This is a genomic window from Actinoplanes sp. CA-142083 (genome assembly GCF_050942195.1).
Taxonomy (GTDB): domain Bacteria; phylum Actinomycetota; class Actinomycetes; order Mycobacteriales; family Micromonosporaceae; genus Actinoplanes.
This window is the reverse complement of the sequence record NZ_CP192076.1, coordinates 10,711,749-10,727,555: the sequence shown is the minus strand read 5'-3', so window position 1 is coordinate 10,727,555 and position 15,807 is coordinate 10,711,749. Positions and strand designations below refer to the sequence as shown.

The window sequence follows — 15,807 nt, the reverse complement described above, 5'->3', positions numbered from 1 at the left end:
GCCCACCTCACCGGGGGGTGTCGCTCAGCGTACCGGGACCTTCGCCAGGGTGTCCGCGTGGCCGCTCAGCGTGCCGCAGGACGGGCCGCTCGCCCAGGCCCAGGCGCCGTTGCCGGCGGTGAAACGCACCACGATCGCGGGCTTGCCGTCGAACTTCGCGTAGTCGACCGTCTCGGTGGTGATCGGGCCGGCGCCGTTCTCCCCGGCGATCAGGTCGAGGCATTCCTGCAGAGCGCTCGTGACGTTCAGCCGGGCCAGCGGGGCGGGCGCGGCGGGCACTGCGGCGGACCGGCTTGACAGGGCCTGCGCCGGTGCGATGGCAAGAGTCTTCTTCGTGTAGTTCGTTCCGCTTTCCAGGACCTGCGGTGGCGGCGACGCCTGGCCCTTCCTGGCGACGGCGGATCCCGATCCCGGGCCCGACTCGGCCATCGCGGGCGCCTCCGGATTGTTGTCCTGGCGAGCCGCCGAGTCGGCTGCGCCGCCGGCGGTGCTGGTGGCGGCCTTGTCGGAGGTGGAGGTGTCGCGGCCGGCGAGATAGTCGAGGCCGAATCCGACAAATGCCACTGCCCCGGCCGCGATGGCGATCGGGGTGGCCCAGCGCAGCCGCCGACCCGGTCGACGTTTTGGAAGATCAAGTTCCTTTTCGCGTACGGCGTCAGCACCGTCGCCCGCGTCCTGCACGAGGGTCAGTCGCGGGGCGGCGAACGCTTCCTCCAGCCGCGCCGCCACGTCGTCGGGCATCGGCAGCGGACCGAGGCGGCCCAGCTCGTCCTCGACGGCCGACATGCCGCCGCTGAGCGACTCGAAGGCGTCCCGCCAGGCGGGGTCGTCGGCGATCAGAGCGGCGACCACGGACTCGTCGGGCGTGCCGGCCAGGGCGCCGCCGATGTAGTCGGCCAGCAGGTCGATGTCGACCCCGCGGAACTCGGCCCCGGTCACCTCTCGTCCCTCCCCTCGCCCGACGTGGGCAGCGGTTGCCCCGCGCCCGGTCCGGATGAGACGGTCTGGGCCGCCTGCTGGTTCCCCTCGGCGGCGTGACCCCGGTCTCCCCGCGCGCCCGGCTCCTGCCCGCGCGTGCCCGGATTCTGGCCCCGCGAGGCCGGCTCCCGGCCGCGCAGACTGCTGAGCGCCAAAGCCATGCGGGCCCGGCCGCGGGCGCAGCGGCTCTTGATCGTGCCCTCGGCCACGCCCAGGATCTCGGCGGCCTCGGCCACCGGGTAGCCCTGGATGTCGACCAGCACGATCGCGGCCCGCTGCTCGGTCGGCAGATCCGCCAGCGCCTGCCGCACCACCAGCGCGGTGTCGTGGTCTTCCGCCGGGGCGGCCGGCTCGGGAGCGGACGGGCGGTCGTCGGTGCGGTTGCCGTCGGGCAGCGGCACGGTCGGGTGGGCCTGCCGCCGCCGGATCCGGTCGAGGCACGCATTTACCACGATGCGGTGCAGCCAGGTGGTGACGGCCGAGTCGCCGCGGAATTTCGCCGCGTTGCGGTGCGCCGACAGCAGCGCGTCCTGCACCGCGTCGGCCGCCTCCTCGCGGTCGCCGACGGTGCGCATGGCGACCGCCCAGAGCCGGTCACGGTGGCGGCGGACCAGCACGGCGAACGCCTGCGCGTCGCCGTCGAGATGCGCGCGCAGAAGGTCGGCGTCGCTCGCGCCACCCTGCGGATCCACGGTGACAAGCTATCGGAGTCGCGAAAGGCCCGGCGACCCTGCCGATCAGTAGCCGTAAACCTCGATCTTGTTGACCGCCACCTTGAAGCCGCCGTTGCCGTCGTCGGCCGCCGGCAGCTCGGTGAGGAAGACCAGGACGTACTGGTATTTCTGGTCGGGGTTGAACGCGGAGAACACCCGGTTGGTGCCGTCGGTCTTGCCCTCGGCGTCGTCCTCGAGCTTCTTGTACGTCTTCACGATCTTGTCGTCGCCGTCCGACGTGTCACCCGGGTCGGACGCGCCGGTCCGGATGTCCATCGTCACGCCGGGCGTCGACATCTCGACCCGCACCTCGGCCAGCGAGCGCGGGGTGCCGAGGTTGATCAGCACGCCCATGCCGGGCTTGCGGGTGCCGAAGTTGGCCTGCTTGAAGCGCTGGGTTACCCACGCGGTGTCGGGGTCGTTGTCGACCGTGTTCGCTGCCTGGCCGGTGTCCATCCGGTCGCCGTGCGGCGGGTCGACGATGCGCACCATGTCGGCGGTCAGCGGGATCTTCTTCGGGTTTGCCACCGGGGCCTGGGTCGCGGCCGAGGAATCGCCGTTCGGCGTGTCGCCGACCTGGGCCGTCGTCGTCTTGGAACCCGACGAGTTCGAGCTCGTGATCGCGCGGATGCCGAAAATCAACCCGACGATCGCGATGACGACCAGCGCCGCGACCCCGACCACGATCTTCGAATTGTTCCGCGCTGGCTCGGCGGTCGCGTTGCCCTGCGTGAACCGCAGCGGGCCGACGTCTTCGTAGTCGTCGTCGGCCGCCGCGTCGAGCCGGGCCAGCTCGGCCGCGAGCGCGTCGGCCTCGGGAGCCGCGACCCGCCGGTCGAGCAGATCCATCGTCAGATCGTCGAGGTACGCCGGGACGCCGGCCCGGATCTGCCGCGGGGCGGCCGGGTTGCCGGACGCGTCGCGCGTGGCGTCGGGCAGCGCCGAGTGGCTCACCTCGGTCTGCGGCCAGTGCGCGGTGAGCGCGTAGTAAAGAAGGCCACCCACCGCGCGGATGTCACCCTCGGCGCTGTCGGCCGAGTCGGCCCGCGCGTCGGCGAGGACCACGCGGCCGTCGTCGGCGATCAGCGTCGTGCCGGGGTGCACGTTGCCGTGGACCATGCCGGTGGCGTGCACGGCGGCGAGCGCGTCGGCGATCGAGTGGGCGATCGCGGTGGCCCGGGCCGGGTCCAGCGGACCCTCCTCGGAGACCATCTCGCGCAGCGACTCGCCGTCGACCCACTCGCGCACCACGTACGCCCGGGCGCCCTCGTCGATCGCGTCGTAGACGCCGACCAGGTTGGGGTGGATCACCCGGCTCGCGTCGACCGCGGCCTGAAGCATCTCGGTGGCGGAATCGCCACCCGGGTAGCGCAACACCACCGCGACGGGCCGGCGCAGCACGACGTCGACGCCGCGCCAGACCTGACGGCCCGCGCTGTCGTCGTTGACGTGCGCCTGGAGCTCGTAGCGCTCGGCCAGGATCTCACCGACGGTGGGTGCACCGAAGGTCATGACCGGCCCGTCCGCATCGGCCGCGGTCTCGTGGCCTTCGCCGACCTGGGTCACCCGTCCTCCCTCGGTGCTCACAGCGCAGTTTCCCACGCTGGCGCAAAAGGCTGTGCATGCCGACACCGACCATACCCGCCCCCGGCCACCGTACGGCAGGTCGTCCCCCCGGCGCGGCACCTCGGTTTCCCCGGCCGCTTGGCGGGCAGATCCGACTCAACGGCGGAAAAACAGCAGGTCAGCGGCCGAGCTTGCGCCTCACCATGCCCACTACCTGGCTCACTTCTCGCACTCGGAGCAAAGTCGCAGCCGCGAGGTAGACGATCAGGATGACCGCGCCCCCGGCCAGCAACTGCACGAAAGCCTCACCGCGGCCGGACGGCGCGCCGGCGCCGGGCAGGAAGTGCACGACCAGCAGGCCGAGCGCCGCGGCGACCGCGGCGGCCACCAGCACCTTCATCAGCGCCGCCGCGACCGAGCCGAGGTTGAGCCGGCCGATCCGGCGGCGCAGCACGGCCAGCGAGATCAGCGCCGAGACGAGATAGGAGATGGCGTTGCCCGCGGTCATCCCGGCCGCCGAGTGCGACTTCGCGAGAACCGCGGCGAAAACCAGGTACGCCCCGATTCGTACCGCTACCACCGGCAGGTTGATCAGCGCGGCGGTCTTGTTGCCCTGCAGCGAGTAGAACGCGTACGTGCACAGGTAGCTGATCGACAGCGGGATGACGGCGAACGCGGCCACGGCGAGAACCGTGCCAGTGGCGAGGGCGTTGGCGTTGGTGTACTTGCCGCCCTGGAAGAGCATCACCGAGATCGGCGCGGCGAGGACGCCGTAGACGACCGCGATCGGCGCGAGCGCGGTCGCGGTCAGCCGGATGCCGCGGCTCAGGTCGGCGCTGACGTCGGCGTACCGGCCGTCGGCGGCGGCCGCGCTCATCTTCGGCAGCAGCGCGGTCATCACCGAAACGCCGATGATGCCGTGCGCCATCATCGTCAGCAGGAAGACGTTGTTGAAGGCCAGCACGCTGGCGCTGTCCCCGTCGGCCACCCGGTTCAGGATGCGCACCACGACGAAGACCGCGATCTGGTTGGCGGCGACGTAGCAGAGCATCCAGCCGGCCAGGCGGCCGATCTCGCCGAGGCCGAGCGAGCGCGGATCCCAGCGCCACTTCCAGCTGAAGCCGACCTTGCGCAGCGCCGGGAGCAGGCCGATCGCCTGCACCACCATGCCGAGCAGGGTGCCGAGGCCCATCAGCAGGATCGCGCCGCTGCTGATGTTGTCGACGGTCAGGTCGTCCTTGCTGAAGAACATGATGAACACGCCGCAGGTCGCTATGACCACGAGGTTGTTCAGGATCGGCGCCCAGGTCGGGGCCGCGAAGTGCCCGCGCACGTTGAGCACCGCGCCGATCAGCGCGGACAGGCCCGTGAAGAAGATGATCGGCAGGATCAGGTACGCGAAATGGGTGACCAGGTTCTTGTAGGAATCGGGGTTGTCGCTGCTGGCCTGGATCGCGGTGATCACCGGGGCGGCCGCCACCACCAGGATCGTCGCGATGCCGAGCGACACGATCGCGAAGGTGAGCAGCTTCCGGGTGAACTCGAGTCCACCGTCCGGGTCACTCTTGCGCCGCCGCACCAGCAGCGGGATCAGCACGCTGGAGAGGATGCCGCCGAGCAGCAGCTCGTAGATCTGGCCCGGCAGGAACTGGGCGCTGGTGTACGCGTCGCCGATGCCCGCGCCGAGCGTGATGCCGATCAGCGCGTTGCGCACGAAGCCGATGAGCCGGCTGACCAGGCTGCCGGCCGCCATGATCGCGCTGTTGCCGACCGTGCCGCCGTCGCCGCCGACGTTGCCCGGGGGCAGCTCTTCCGGTGGCAGGGCCTGCTCCTGACCGATGATCCCGGAGTCCACCGAGATCACGGTGACGCCGTCCTCGGCGAGCGGTGGCACGCCGTCCGGCGCGGCGTGCGCGCTGCGGTACAGGCCGCCGTTCACCCGTGCCTCCCGACTTGTCCGAACGATGCAGTCACCATAAAGGGGTACGTCATACCCGACGGCGCAGGAGGGTGCCGGGTTCGGCGCCGGCCAGGGTTTCGACCATCCAGCAGGCCTCCGCCGGTACCAGCGGCTCGCTCAGCGCGTCCAGCACCGTCGGATGATCGCAGCCGGCCTCGGTGAGCGCACCGAGCAGCGCGGGAATGGGTGCGAGGTCACCGGTGTCGAGGATTTCCCGGGTCAGGGGGAGGGTGACGTGGTGCCAGGGCTCGTCCGGCATCCGCGCCAGGCGAGCTGACGCCAGGCGTACGAGATGGGCCAGATCCTCACGCGGAAAGCGCGACCCGTGCCGGACGTCGGAGAAGCGGGACGTCGGCCGGGTGATCTCCGCGATCGTGGCCTCGTCGAGCACCTGCGGCGAAGCCGCGGGGGGAGACGGCCACCAGTCGTCGCTCGCGAAGAGCGGAAGCGGCGCCTGCTCGGGACCATGGGGCGGCGCGGGCGGCACCTCGCGGCGCAGAGATCGGTACGCCGCCTCGCGCATCGCGCCGATCGTGGTCTCGTCGTCGTCGGGGGTCCCGGGCGCGAACGGGGAGAGCAGCGCCACCACCAGGCCCGGATGCGGCAGGGTCGGATCCTCGAGGGCGATCACCCGGGCGCAGAGATCGAGCTCCCACCAGCGCAGCGCCGCGGGGTACGGGCCGCCGGCCGGGGCCCAGGCGAGCTGGACCGGCTCGGAGGAGGCGGGGATGCGCAGGCCGAGGGTGCGCTCGCCGGACGACAGGCCGATGTCGAGGACAAGGGCGTATCCGCCGGTGACGGGGAAGATCGTCCGCAGCTCACGGGCATCGGGGTCATCGGTGGTCGCGCCGTCGCCGATCCAGAACCCGGGGTTCTCACTCAGGCGTAGTAGCGCCTCGGAAACGGGCACGCCGTCAATCCTGCCCGCTGAAATCTAGTCGTGCCACGCCCTCCATCCAACCGCCCCGCCCACCACCCAAGGCCGGACCAAAGGCCAGCTAGGCTTTGAGTCCCATGTCTGTGTTGAATGCCGCCCAGCGTAAGGCCGTCGCCGAGCTGCTCCGAGTCTCCCCCGTCGCGGACGAGCTGGGGCGCCGGTTCGAGGCCGCCGGCCATGAGTTGCACCTGGTCGGCGGGTCGGTGCGGGACGCGCTGCTCGGCGCCCTCGGCGACGATCTCGACTTCTGCACCGACGCCACGCCCGAGCAGACCCTCATGGTCGTGCAGGGCTGGGCCGACGCGATCTGGGAGACCGGCCGCGAGTTCGGCACGATCGGCGTACAGAAGAACGGCCTCCGGCTGGAGGTCACGACCTTCCGGGCCGAGGCGTACGACGGGGTGTCGCGCAACCCGGTCGTGGTCTACGGGAAGTCGCTGCTCGATGACCTCGAGCGGCGGGACTTCACGGTCAACGCGATGGCGGTGTCGCTGCCGGGGCACGTCTTCACCGACCCGTACGGTGGACTTGCCGACCTCGCGGCGCAAGTGATCCGCACGCCGGCGGCGCCCTCGGTGTCTTTCGGTGATGATCCACTTCGGATGCTGCGTGCTGCCCGTTTTGCCGCGAAGCTGCGTTTTACAGTGGACGAACCGGTCATCTCCGCCATGTCAGAAATGTCGGGCGACCTCGAGCGGATCACCGCCGAGCGGATCCGGGACGAGTTCACCAAGCTGATGTGCGCCGCGGACCCGATCACCGGGCTGCGGCTGCTCGTCGACACCGGGCTCGCCGACCGCTTCCTTCCCGAGATCTCCGGGCTCAAGCTCGAGATCGACGAGCACGCCCAGCACAAGGACGTCTACGAGCACACCCTGATCGTCGTGCAGAACGCGATCCGCCTCGAGGGCTCCACCGGACCCGACTTCGTGCTGCGGATGGCCGCGCTGATGCATGACGTCGGCAAGCCGGCCACCAAGGCGGTCGGCCGCGACGGGCGGGTCAGCTTCCACCACCACGAGATCGTCGGCGCGCGGCTCACCAAACAGCGGATGAAGGCCCTGAAATACCCCAAGGACGTCACCACCGAGGTGGTCGAGCTGGTCGCCTTGCATCTGCGTTTCTACGGGTACGGCCGGGGCGAGTGGACCGATTCGGCAGTGCGCCGCTACGTGACCGATGCCGGTCCGCTGCTGCACCGCCTGCACAAGCTCACCCGGTCGGATGTCACGACGCGCAACAAGCGGAAGGCGGCCAACCTCGCTGCCGACTACGACGCGCTCGAGGAGCGGATCGCCCGGCTCTCGGCCGAGGAAGATCTCGCCCGGGTGCGCCCCGACCTCGACGGCAACGCCATCATGGAGCTGCTCGGCGTCCCGCCCGGCCCGATCGTCGGCCAGGCGTGGCGCTATCTGAAGGAGCTGCGCCTCGACCGCGGGCCGCTCGACCGCGACGAGGCCGAGGCGGAACTCTTCAAGTGGGCCCGCGACAACGGCCATCTGTGATTTCTGTCGTACCCCCGGAGCAGAATCGGGTCCATGTTCGTCGTCGACTCACCCATCGGCCCGCTCGGCGTGGTCGTCGCCGGGGAGACTGTGCTCAACGTGCGCTTCGGCGCCAAGCCCGGCCCCTCTGAGCCGCACCCGGCCGCGACCCAGCTGGAGTCGTATTTCGCCGGCGAGCTCACCGACTTCACCGTGCCGTTCGAGCTGCGCGGCGGCTCCGAGTTCGAGCGCGCCGTCTGGGCCGAGATAGCCAAGATTCCGTACGGCGAGATGATCACCTACGGCGCGATCGCCACCGCGCTGGGCGACCCCGGCGCCGCCCGAGCCGTCGGCACCGCCTGTAACCACAACCCCATCCCGGTCATCGTCCCGTGCCACCGCGTCGTCGGCGCCGGCGGCAAGATGGTCGGCTTCGGCGGCGGCCTCGACCGCAAGCGCAAGCTGCTGGAGCTGGAGGCGCGGGTCGCTTTGGCACGCGCCTGGAGTTGACCACTGCCCATAGTCAGGCGTACACCTGTCCTATGACAACTCAAGACTTCCGGCCGGAGGTCGAGGAACGGCTTCGCCAGCTCGATCCCTCGGTCCACCAGCCGGACGCAGAGCCCTTGGACAACGTGATCAACGCCTACCTGGCCGGCGGCAGCAACAGCGAGACAAGAGAGCTCGCCCGCCGGGTGTACGCCGAGCACAGGGAGTTCTTCGACCTGATCGGCGACCGATGACCAAGCCGGCCTGGCCCGATCCTCTCGACCTGCTCGAGCTTCTCGGGCAGGCGACGGGCCCGGGAAGCAACGTCCGAGACGGCGGCATCCTGGTGGCCGCGGCAGTCAGGCCGAACGCCGCCATCCTGAACCGTCTGGTCTATCCGACGCTGCTGGAGAAATCCGCGGCACTCCTGCACGCCATCCTGGTCTGGCGCCCGTTGCAGCTCTGGAACGCCGGCCTGGCCTGGGCGGCCACGCTGGGCATGCTGATGCGCAACGGCCTCGATCTGGAGATCTCGGCCTGGGAGCAGATGGTGATCACCGACGAGATCACCAGCGGCGCACTCGACAACGTGACTGACATAGTCGCGCGGTTGCGGCCGTACCTGCGTACCAGATGAAGGGACGGAAAAGGCCGGGTCGCCTCGGCGGCCCGGCCTTTCTCGGTGATCGCGGCGGTCAGCGCTCGATCTCGCCGCGGATGAAGGCCTCGACGGACTCCTTCGCGTCGTGGTCGTTGTACTGGACCGGCGGGGACTTCATGAAGTAGGACGACGCCGAGAGGATCGGGCCGCCGATGCCGCGGTCCTTGGCGATCTTCGCGGCGCGGACGGCGTCGATGATGACGCCGGCCGAGTTCGGGGAGTCCCACACCTCGAGCTTGAGCTCGGCGTTCAGCGGGGTGTCACCGAAGGAGCGGCCCTCCAGGCGGATGTAGGCCCATTTGCGGTCGTCGAGCCACGGCACGTGGTCGGACGGGCCGATGTGCACGTCGCTCTTGACCATCTCGTGCGGGATCTGGCTGGTGACCGACTGGGTCTTCGAGATCTTCTTGGAGACCAGGCGGTTGCGCTCCAGCATGTTCATGAAGTCCATGTTGCCGCCGAAGTTGAGCTGGTACGTGCGCAGCAGCTCGACACCGCGGTCCTCGAACAGCTTCGCGAGCGCGCGGTGCACGATCGTCGCACCGACCTGGCTCTTGATGTCGTCGCCGACGATCGGGAGGCCCGCGTCGGTGAACTTCTGCGCCCACTCCGGGTTGGAGGCGATGAAGACGGGCAGCGCGTTGACGAAGGCGCAGCCTGCGTCGATCGCGGCCTGGGCGTAGAACTTGTCGGCCTGCTCGGAGCCGACCGGCAGGTAGGAGACCACCACGTCGACCTGCGCGTCGCGCAGCGCCTGCACCACGTCGACGGCCTCGGCCGAGGACTCCTCGATGATCTCGCGGTAGTACGTGCCCAGACCGTCGAAGGTCGGTCCACGCTGGACGGTGACGCCGGTCGGCGGCACGTCGGTCAGCTTGATCGTGTTGTTCTCGCTGGCGACGATCGCCTCGGCCAGGTCCATGCCGACCTTCTTGGCGTCCACATCGAACGCCGCGACGAACTGCACGTCCGAGACGTGGTAATCGCCGAAGGTCACGTGCATGAGACCCGGAACGCGGTCGTTCGGGTCGGCGTCCTTGTAGTACTCCACGCCCTGCACGAGGGACGAGGCGCAGTTGCCCACACCGACGATGGCGACGCGTACGGAGCCCATCGCGTTTGCCTCCTTGTTGTTCATCACGGCCGGTCCGTCTGCGGACGCGGGGATTCGGGGGGTGCGTCCCCTGCCGGGTCGGCGGGGAGGTCGAGAGTGCCGGGGGTGGCCGGCGCACGGCCGGAGCGCTCGTTGGTGATGAGCTCCTCCAGCCAGCGAACTTCGCGCTCGCAAGCGTCGAGTCCGTGGCGTTGCAGTTCGAGCGTGTAGGCGTCGAGCCGTTCACCGGCCCGGGACAGCACGTCGCGCAGGCCCTCGCGCCGCTCCTCGATCCGCCGGCGACGGCCCTCGAGGATGCGCAGCCGGGTGGCCTGATCGGTACGGGAGAAGAAGGCGAAGTGCACTCCGAACCCGGCGTCGTCGTACGTCTCCGGGCCGGCCTGGGCGAGCAGATCGGCGAAGCGCTCCTTGCCCTCCGCAGTGATCTTGTAGACAACCCGGCCGCGTTTGCTGGTCATCGGCGGGATGATCGAGGGATCCGACTCCGACTCGGTGATCCAGCCGGTGGTCTGCAGCCGCTTGAGAGTCGGATACAGAGTGCCGTAGCTGATGGCCGCGCGAATCGTGCCCAGCTTGGTGGCGAGCTCCTTGCGCAGCTCGTACCCGTGCATCGGGGTCTCCTGAAGGAGACCGAGGATCGCCAACTCCAACATCGGCCACCCCCTTCTCGTACCCCGATGTATCGGTCCGATACATCGCAACCGTAGATCGCCTTGGTGAAGGACGCAAGAAGAACCGTTAACGCGACCGCCGCGCCACGCTGAGTGATGGCTGTCGCCGCGCACGCGCGGACCGCGTACTCTCTTCGCCATGCGCACGCAGCGGCAGGTCGTCGACTACTCGCTACAGAAGCGGGCAGTGCTGCGTGACGTGCACAACGGTCGTGTCGGGACGCTTGAGGTCTGCGATGCGTCCCCGTACTTGAAAAACGCAGCTCGATTCCACGGCGAGCCGACCGACGACCGCTGTCCGGTCTGCCGCCGCGACAATCTCACCCTCGTGCATTACATCTACGGCGATGAACTCAAGCAGTCCGCCGGGCAGGCCCGAAAGCTGGCCGAGCTCCCCGTCCTGGCGATGACTCTGCGTGAGTTCCAGGTGTTCGTCGTGGAGGTGTGCCGCTCTTGCGCGTGGAATCACCTGACCCAGCAGTACGTGCTCGGCCGGGACGCGCTGACCGCCGACGAGCTTGATCAGGACGAAGCTGTCGCCTCGTCCGCCGCGGGCCGCCACCGCGGTACAGGGTCGTCGCCGCAACGCCGGGAGGGCCGCCGATGACGTGGCTTCGCCCCGATACCGTGTGCACGACCCCGACCGAACCGGGCATCCAGCGCCGCAATCGGTCATTCATGACATCCGACAGGGCGGCTGCCGGTTTGCAGCCCAAATCGTCCGCGCGTGGCGTCGTCGGCGGGGGCCCCTCCAGGGCTCTCTCGTCGTGCGCCACCGTGACCGAGGTGTGACCGCATGAACTCGTACGGCGAATCGCAGTCTCCGCGTGCCCGGGCCAGCGTGCCCGGGTCCGGTGCCTCCGCGCCAGACGACGACCAGTCCGACGGCCGATATTCGGCCGCGGCCCGTCCCGCGCCCGACGCGTACCGCCGTGGTACCGGCGGGCGTGCTTCCGTCGGTGCTGCCAAGGTGGGCGCGGCGTCGGTTCCGGGCCGGGCGTCGGTGGGCGGAGCTACGGGCTCCGCTCGGGTGGGCGCCCGCGCCTCGGTCGGTGCGGGAACCGGCTCGGTCGGCGCCCGGGCGTCGGTGGCCCGCGCCGCGGTCCGGCCCGGTCCTGGGCTGGACGCGCCGGGTGGTCCAGGCACCCCCGGGGGCAAGGGCAAGGACAAGTCGAAGGCGGCCAAGCGCCGTCGCCGCACCAACATCCTCACCGCCGCGGCCGCCGTGGTGGTCATCCTGCTCGGCGCCGGCGTCGTCGGCGGCACCTACTTCTTCGACGACGTGGCGCTGCCCTCGCCGGTCAGCGAGGACCAGTCCAATGTGATCAAGTACGCGAACGGCGCCGTACTTGCCAACATGGGCGAGCAGAACCGCACCGTGGTGCCCGAGGAGAAGATCAACAAGGTCGTCGAGCACGCCGTCGCGGCCGCCGAGGACAAGAACTTCTACTCGCACCACGGCATCGACATGAAGGGCATCGTCCGCGCCGCGTGGAACAACTTCACCGGTGGCGCCACCCAGGGCGCGTCGACGATCACCCAGCAGTACGCGCGGCACGCGGCCGACCTCAAGGCCATCAGCATCAACCGGAAGCTGCGCGAGGCGGTCATCGCCCGCAAGCTCGAGTCGCAGTACAACAAAGACCAGATCATGGGCATGTACCTGAACTACATCGACCTCGGTGAGGGCAGGTACGGCATCGAGGCCGCGGCTCAGGGCTACTTCGGCAAGTCGGTGACCACGCCGGCCGGTCAGAAGAACGCGATCACGCCGTACGAGGCCGCGGTGCTTGCCTCGATCATCAAGCAGCCCTACCCGAACTCGGCACACCGGGGCTACGACCCCAACTACAACCTCCCGGCCGCCAAGGAGCGCTGGGAGTACACGATGAAGAACATGCTCGAGATGGGCTGGATCTCCCCGGAGGTCTACGCGGCCCGGAAGTACCCGACGGCCCGCAAGCCCACCGCGAACTCCTGCAAGACCTGTGCCGCCAACAAGCCGGTCGGCATGATCCTGCGGCACGTCAAGGCCGAGCTCGCGCAGATGGGCATCAGCGACGCCGAGTTCGACCAGGGCGGTCTGACCGTCACCACGACGATCGACCCCGACGTGCAGAAGGCGGCCGAGCAGGCCGGATCGGCGGCCAGCGCGGACTCACCGATGCACGACCTGCCGAAGTCGTACCAGGCGGCGGTCATCGGCATCGATCCGAATACCGGGCGGGTGCTCGGCTACTTCGGCGGTGACAATCCGAATGGCACCGACTACGGCGGCTACATGGCCGGCGACGGCTCCGGCGTCAACGGTGGCCAGTCACCGGGCTCGACGTTCAAGATCTACACGCTTGCCGCCGGCCTGCAGGAGGACCTGTCCTTCGACAGCATCTGGGACAGCACCAAGCTGCGTCCCAACGGCAAGCCGATCAACAACGCCGGCGCGGACCCGGGCACGATCTGCAAGAACAAGCCGAAGAACTGTGACCTCGAGACCGCGACGATCAAGTCGTACAACTTCCCGTTCTACTGGCTCGCCGACACGATCGGCCGGTCCAAGGTGATCGCGGCGGCCAAGGCCGCCGGCATCAAGCACATGTTCACCGACGGCAACAAGCAGTTCCCGAACGGGCAGATGGTCGACCTGACCAAGACCGACAAGTCGACCTGGGAGAAGTCGGGCTACTTCGACAACGAGGTCGCGTTCGGCCAGTACCGGGTGCCGCCGCTCGAGCACGCCGAGGGCGTCGCGACGATCGTCAGTGGCGGCGTGCACCACAACGCGCACTTCATCCGCCAGGTGAAGCGGGTCAACCCGGAGGACGGCAAGGTCGAGGTCATCAACGCCGAGAAGACCGCGGGCACCCGGGTCTTCGACGCCGACAAGATGTCCAACCTCCAGGGCGTGATGAAGGAGATCGTCGACGTCGACAAGCGCGACCTGAACAACGGCCGCGAGAGCATCGCCAAGTCCGGCACCTGGGAGTACAACGACGGCAAGGACGGACACACCGGTTCCGGTGACTGTTGGTTCGTCGGCGGCATACCCCAGTTGGCGGCGACGGTCTGGGTCGGCGGCAAGACCAACAAGGTCGAGCTGCACGACCCGAACAGCAGCAGCAGATTCAACGACATGTTCGGCGCCGGCGTCCCGTCGAAGATCTGGCGGCAGTTCCTCAACTCGGTCACCAAGGCGCTCGACTGGAAGCAGATCGACTTCCCGGACCGGGCCAAGACCGGTGACCCGGCGAAGTTCGGCAACGGCATCAAGCCCGTCGAGCCGGTGCTCCCCGACAACAACTGTGCGCTCCAGCTCATCGGTGTGAGCTGCGACAACAACAACGGCGGGAACGGCAACGGCGGCAACAACGGCGGGAACGGCAACAACGGCGGTGGCAACGGTGGCAACAACGGCGGTGGCAACAACGGCACCGGCACTGTCACCAACCCGTTCACACAAGAGACAACAGCGGCAACAGGCGGCGATTAGCGTCTGACCCCGTTCGCGCGGCCGGCGTCTGCCCTCCGAAGGGGCGCACGCCGGCCGTGGCGTTTCAGCAGGCTTTCTCACGTACGCCGGAAGTTGTGTCCGACGATTGCCGCCCGATACGGCATGATGCGTTGTCATGAGCACCCAACCGTCCGAGGACATCGATCGCCCCGAGGCCGAGCCGATCGCTCCGGCGACCGGCGACTCGTTCGTGCGCGGCCTCTCCGAGGCGATCGGTGGCCCGCTCGGCGGGCACGCCGTGCGGCCCGAGGCGAGACGCGGGCGGTTCTGGACGGCGGCCCGGATCGTCATGGCGCTGATGTGCATGACGCTGGCGTTCTCGTGGGTGCAGAAGTCGCCCTGCCAGACCGGCGACTGGCAGAAGAACATCCAGTACACCCGGTTCTGCTACACCGACGTGCTGGCGCTCTATTACGCCGAGGGGCTCAACGAGGGCAAGGTTCCGTACAAGGACCACGCGGTGGAGTACCCGGTCGTCACCGGCTACTTCATGGGCGCGCTGGGCCTGCCGGTGCACGCGTACGGCGTGAAGCACCCCAACATCAACCAGGGCCAGTGGTTCTACAACACGAACGCGGTGGTGCTCTCGGCGCTGGCCGTGGTGACCGCGGCCGTGATCCTCGCGTTGCGCCGGCGACGACCCTGGGACGCCGCGATCTTCGCGCTGTCGCCGATCATCTTCTTCACGGCCACGGTCAACTGGGACTTCCTGGCGATCGGCCTGGCCGCGATCGGCATCTACCTGTGGGCCAAGCGACATCCGGCGTGGGCGGGCGTGTTCCTGGGGCTGGGCGCGGCGGCCAAGCTGTGGCCGCTGTTCATCCTCGGGCCGCTGCTCGTGCTGGCGTTGCGCTCACGCACGCTCGACAAATGGCTGTGGTCGTTCCTCGCCACGGCCGGCACCTGGGTCGTGGTCAACTTCCCGGTCTGGTACTACTGGCACGACAGCTGGCTGCGTTTCTTCCAGCTCAACAGCGAACGGCCGATCGACTGGGGCACGTTCTGGTACGTCGGCCGCTACCTGGACGGCAAGTGGCACAGCGGCGCGACCGGTGATCAGGGCCCGTTCCAGTGGCTCAGCAACAACGTCCCAACCCTCAACATCATCACGTACGGGTTGTTCGGGCTCGCCTGCGTCGCGATCGCGATCCTGGCCCTCGCCGCGCCGAAGCGCCCCCGGATGGCCCAGTTGGCCTTCCTGGTCGTGGCGGCGTTCCTCATCTTCAGCAAGGTCTGGTCGCAGCAGTACGTCCTGTGGCTGCTCCCACTGATTGTGCTGGCCCGCCCGCGGTGGGGCGCGATCCTCGCCTGGACGGTCGCCGAGTTCGGCTACTTCACGGCCTTCTACGCCGAGCTGCTGGGCGCCGGGGGCAAGCCGGTGATCCCCGAGGGTACGTTCGTGCTGGCCTCGACCCTGCGCCTGGTCACGGTCGCGGTCCTCTGTGGTCTGGTGATCCGCGAGATCTGGCGGCCCGAGCTCGACGCGGTCCGCCAGACCTACCACGGCGAGGACCCGGACGGCGGCGTCCTCAACCGCCCGGACGCCGGCTGGGTCGAGGGCTTCGGCAACGCCTTCCGCCGCAAACCGAAGCCCGCCGCCGTGACCGACACCGCCGAGCCCGAGCCGCCGGCCTCCGCGGAGCCCGCGCTCACCACCTGACGCTCCGACAAAACCGAGCAGCCCGGGCGTTTCGGCCTGGGCTGCTTGCTGTCTCCCGAGCGCTTG

The 15,807-nt window shown here is 69.2% G+C and carries 14 protein-coding genes; 7 read left to right on the top strand and 7 right to left on the bottom strand.

The window, feature by feature from the left end; genetic code table 11:
* Window positions 1-24: 24 nt before the first annotated feature.
* The 5 genes from ACQPZX_RS49640 to ACQPZX_RS49620 form a co-directional block, all read right to left on the bottom strand.
* Window positions 25-939, bottom strand: coding sequence for a hypothetical protein (locus ACQPZX_RS49640; protein ID WP_433372528.1), 915 nt, complete (start codon window positions 937-939; stop codon window positions 25-27).
* Window positions 936-1,670: an RNA polymerase sigma factor SigM gene (sigM, locus tag ACQPZX_RS49635; protein WP_433372525.1), complete on the bottom strand. Its 735-nt coding sequence runs from the start codon at window positions 1,668-1,670 to the stop codon at window positions 936-938. Before sigM ends, ACQPZX_RS49640 begins: the two co-directional genes overlap by 4 nt.
* A gap of 45 nt (window positions 1,671-1,715) precedes the next feature.
* Window positions 1,716-3,257: a protein kinase family protein gene (locus tag ACQPZX_RS49630; protein WP_433372522.1), complete on the bottom strand. Its 1,542-nt coding sequence runs from the start codon at window positions 3,255-3,257 to the stop codon at window positions 1,716-1,718.
* Between the two features lie 178 nt (window positions 3,258-3,435).
* On the bottom strand, window positions 3,436-5,196 hold the full coding sequence (gene murJ, locus ACQPZX_RS49625) for a murein biosynthesis integral membrane protein MurJ (protein ID WP_433372519.1): 1,761 nt from the start codon (window positions 5,194-5,196) through the stop codon (window positions 3,436-3,438).
* Window positions 5,197-5,245: 49 nt separating this feature from the next.
* Window positions 5,246-6,127, bottom strand: coding sequence for a hypothetical protein (locus ACQPZX_RS49620; protein WP_433372516.1), 882 nt, complete (start codon window positions 6,125-6,127; stop codon window positions 5,246-5,248).
* A 104-nt stretch (window positions 6,128-6,231) separates the two neighbouring features.
* Between ACQPZX_RS49620 and ACQPZX_RS49615 the strand changes: the two genes are divergently transcribed.
* From ACQPZX_RS49615 to ACQPZX_RS49600, 4 genes are read left to right on the top strand one after another with little or no spacing between them, the layout of a single operon-like run.
* Window positions 6,232-7,659 carry a CCA tRNA nucleotidyltransferase gene (locus ACQPZX_RS49615; protein ID WP_433372513.1) on the top strand — a complete coding sequence of 476 codons (1,428 nt, stop codon included), beginning with the start codon at window positions 6,232-6,234 and terminating at the stop codon, window positions 7,657-7,659.
* Window positions 7,660-7,692: 33 nt separating this feature from the next.
* Window positions 7,693-8,148, top strand: a complete 456-nt coding sequence (locus tag ACQPZX_RS49610) for a methylated-DNA--[protein]-cysteine S-methyltransferase (protein ID WP_433372510.1) — start codon at window positions 7,693-7,695, stop codon at window positions 8,146-8,148.
* Window positions 8,149-8,180: 32 nt separating this feature from the next.
* Window positions 8,181-8,381, top strand: coding sequence for a hypothetical protein (locus ACQPZX_RS49605; protein ID WP_433372507.1), 201 nt, complete (start codon window positions 8,181-8,183; stop codon window positions 8,379-8,381).
* A complete protein-coding gene (locus ACQPZX_RS49600) occupies window positions 8,378-8,764 on the top strand; it encodes a hypothetical protein (protein WP_433372505.1) in 387 nt (128 codons plus the stop codon). The genes ACQPZX_RS49605 and ACQPZX_RS49600 overlap by 4 nt, the downstream gene beginning before the upstream one ends.
* Before the next feature lie 58 nt (window positions 8,765-8,822).
* Here the strand turns inward: ACQPZX_RS49600 and ACQPZX_RS49595 are convergent, their stop codons facing one another.
* Window positions 8,823-9,902: an inositol-3-phosphate synthase gene (locus ACQPZX_RS49595; RefSeq protein WP_433386012.1), complete on the bottom strand. Its 1,080-nt coding sequence runs from the start codon at window positions 9,900-9,902 to the stop codon at window positions 8,823-8,825.
* 23 nt (window positions 9,903-9,925) lie between these two features.
* Entirely contained in the window at window positions 9,926-10,555 is a 630-nt protein-coding gene (locus ACQPZX_RS49590) for a PadR family transcriptional regulator (protein WP_433372502.1), read from the bottom strand.
* Between the two features lie 157 nt (window positions 10,556-10,712).
* On the opposite strand from ACQPZX_RS49590, the gene ACQPZX_RS49585 reads away from it, so the two are divergent.
* The 3 genes from ACQPZX_RS49585 (at window position 10,713) to ACQPZX_RS49575 (ending at window position 15,741) form a co-directional block, all read left to right on the top strand.
* Window positions 10,713-11,180 carry a DUF5318 domain-containing protein gene (locus ACQPZX_RS49585; RefSeq protein WP_433372500.1) on the top strand — a complete coding sequence of 156 codons (468 nt, stop codon included), beginning with the start codon at window positions 10,713-10,715 and terminating at the stop codon, window positions 11,178-11,180.
* Window positions 11,181-11,369: 189 nt separating this feature from the next.
* The gene (locus ACQPZX_RS49580; RefSeq protein ID WP_433372497.1) at window positions 11,370-14,060 is read left to right on the top strand and encodes a transglycosylase domain-containing protein; all 2,691 of its coding nucleotides are present in this window, start codon (window positions 11,370-11,372) and stop codon (window positions 14,058-14,060) included.
* A 136-nt stretch (window positions 14,061-14,196) separates the two neighbouring features.
* Window positions 14,197-15,741 (top strand): glycosyltransferase family 87 protein, encoded by a 1,545-nt coding sequence (locus tag ACQPZX_RS49575; protein WP_433372494.1) that lies wholly within the window; start codon window positions 14,197-14,199, stop codon window positions 15,739-15,741.
* The last annotated feature ends 66 nt before the right edge of the window (window positions 15,742-15,807 follow it).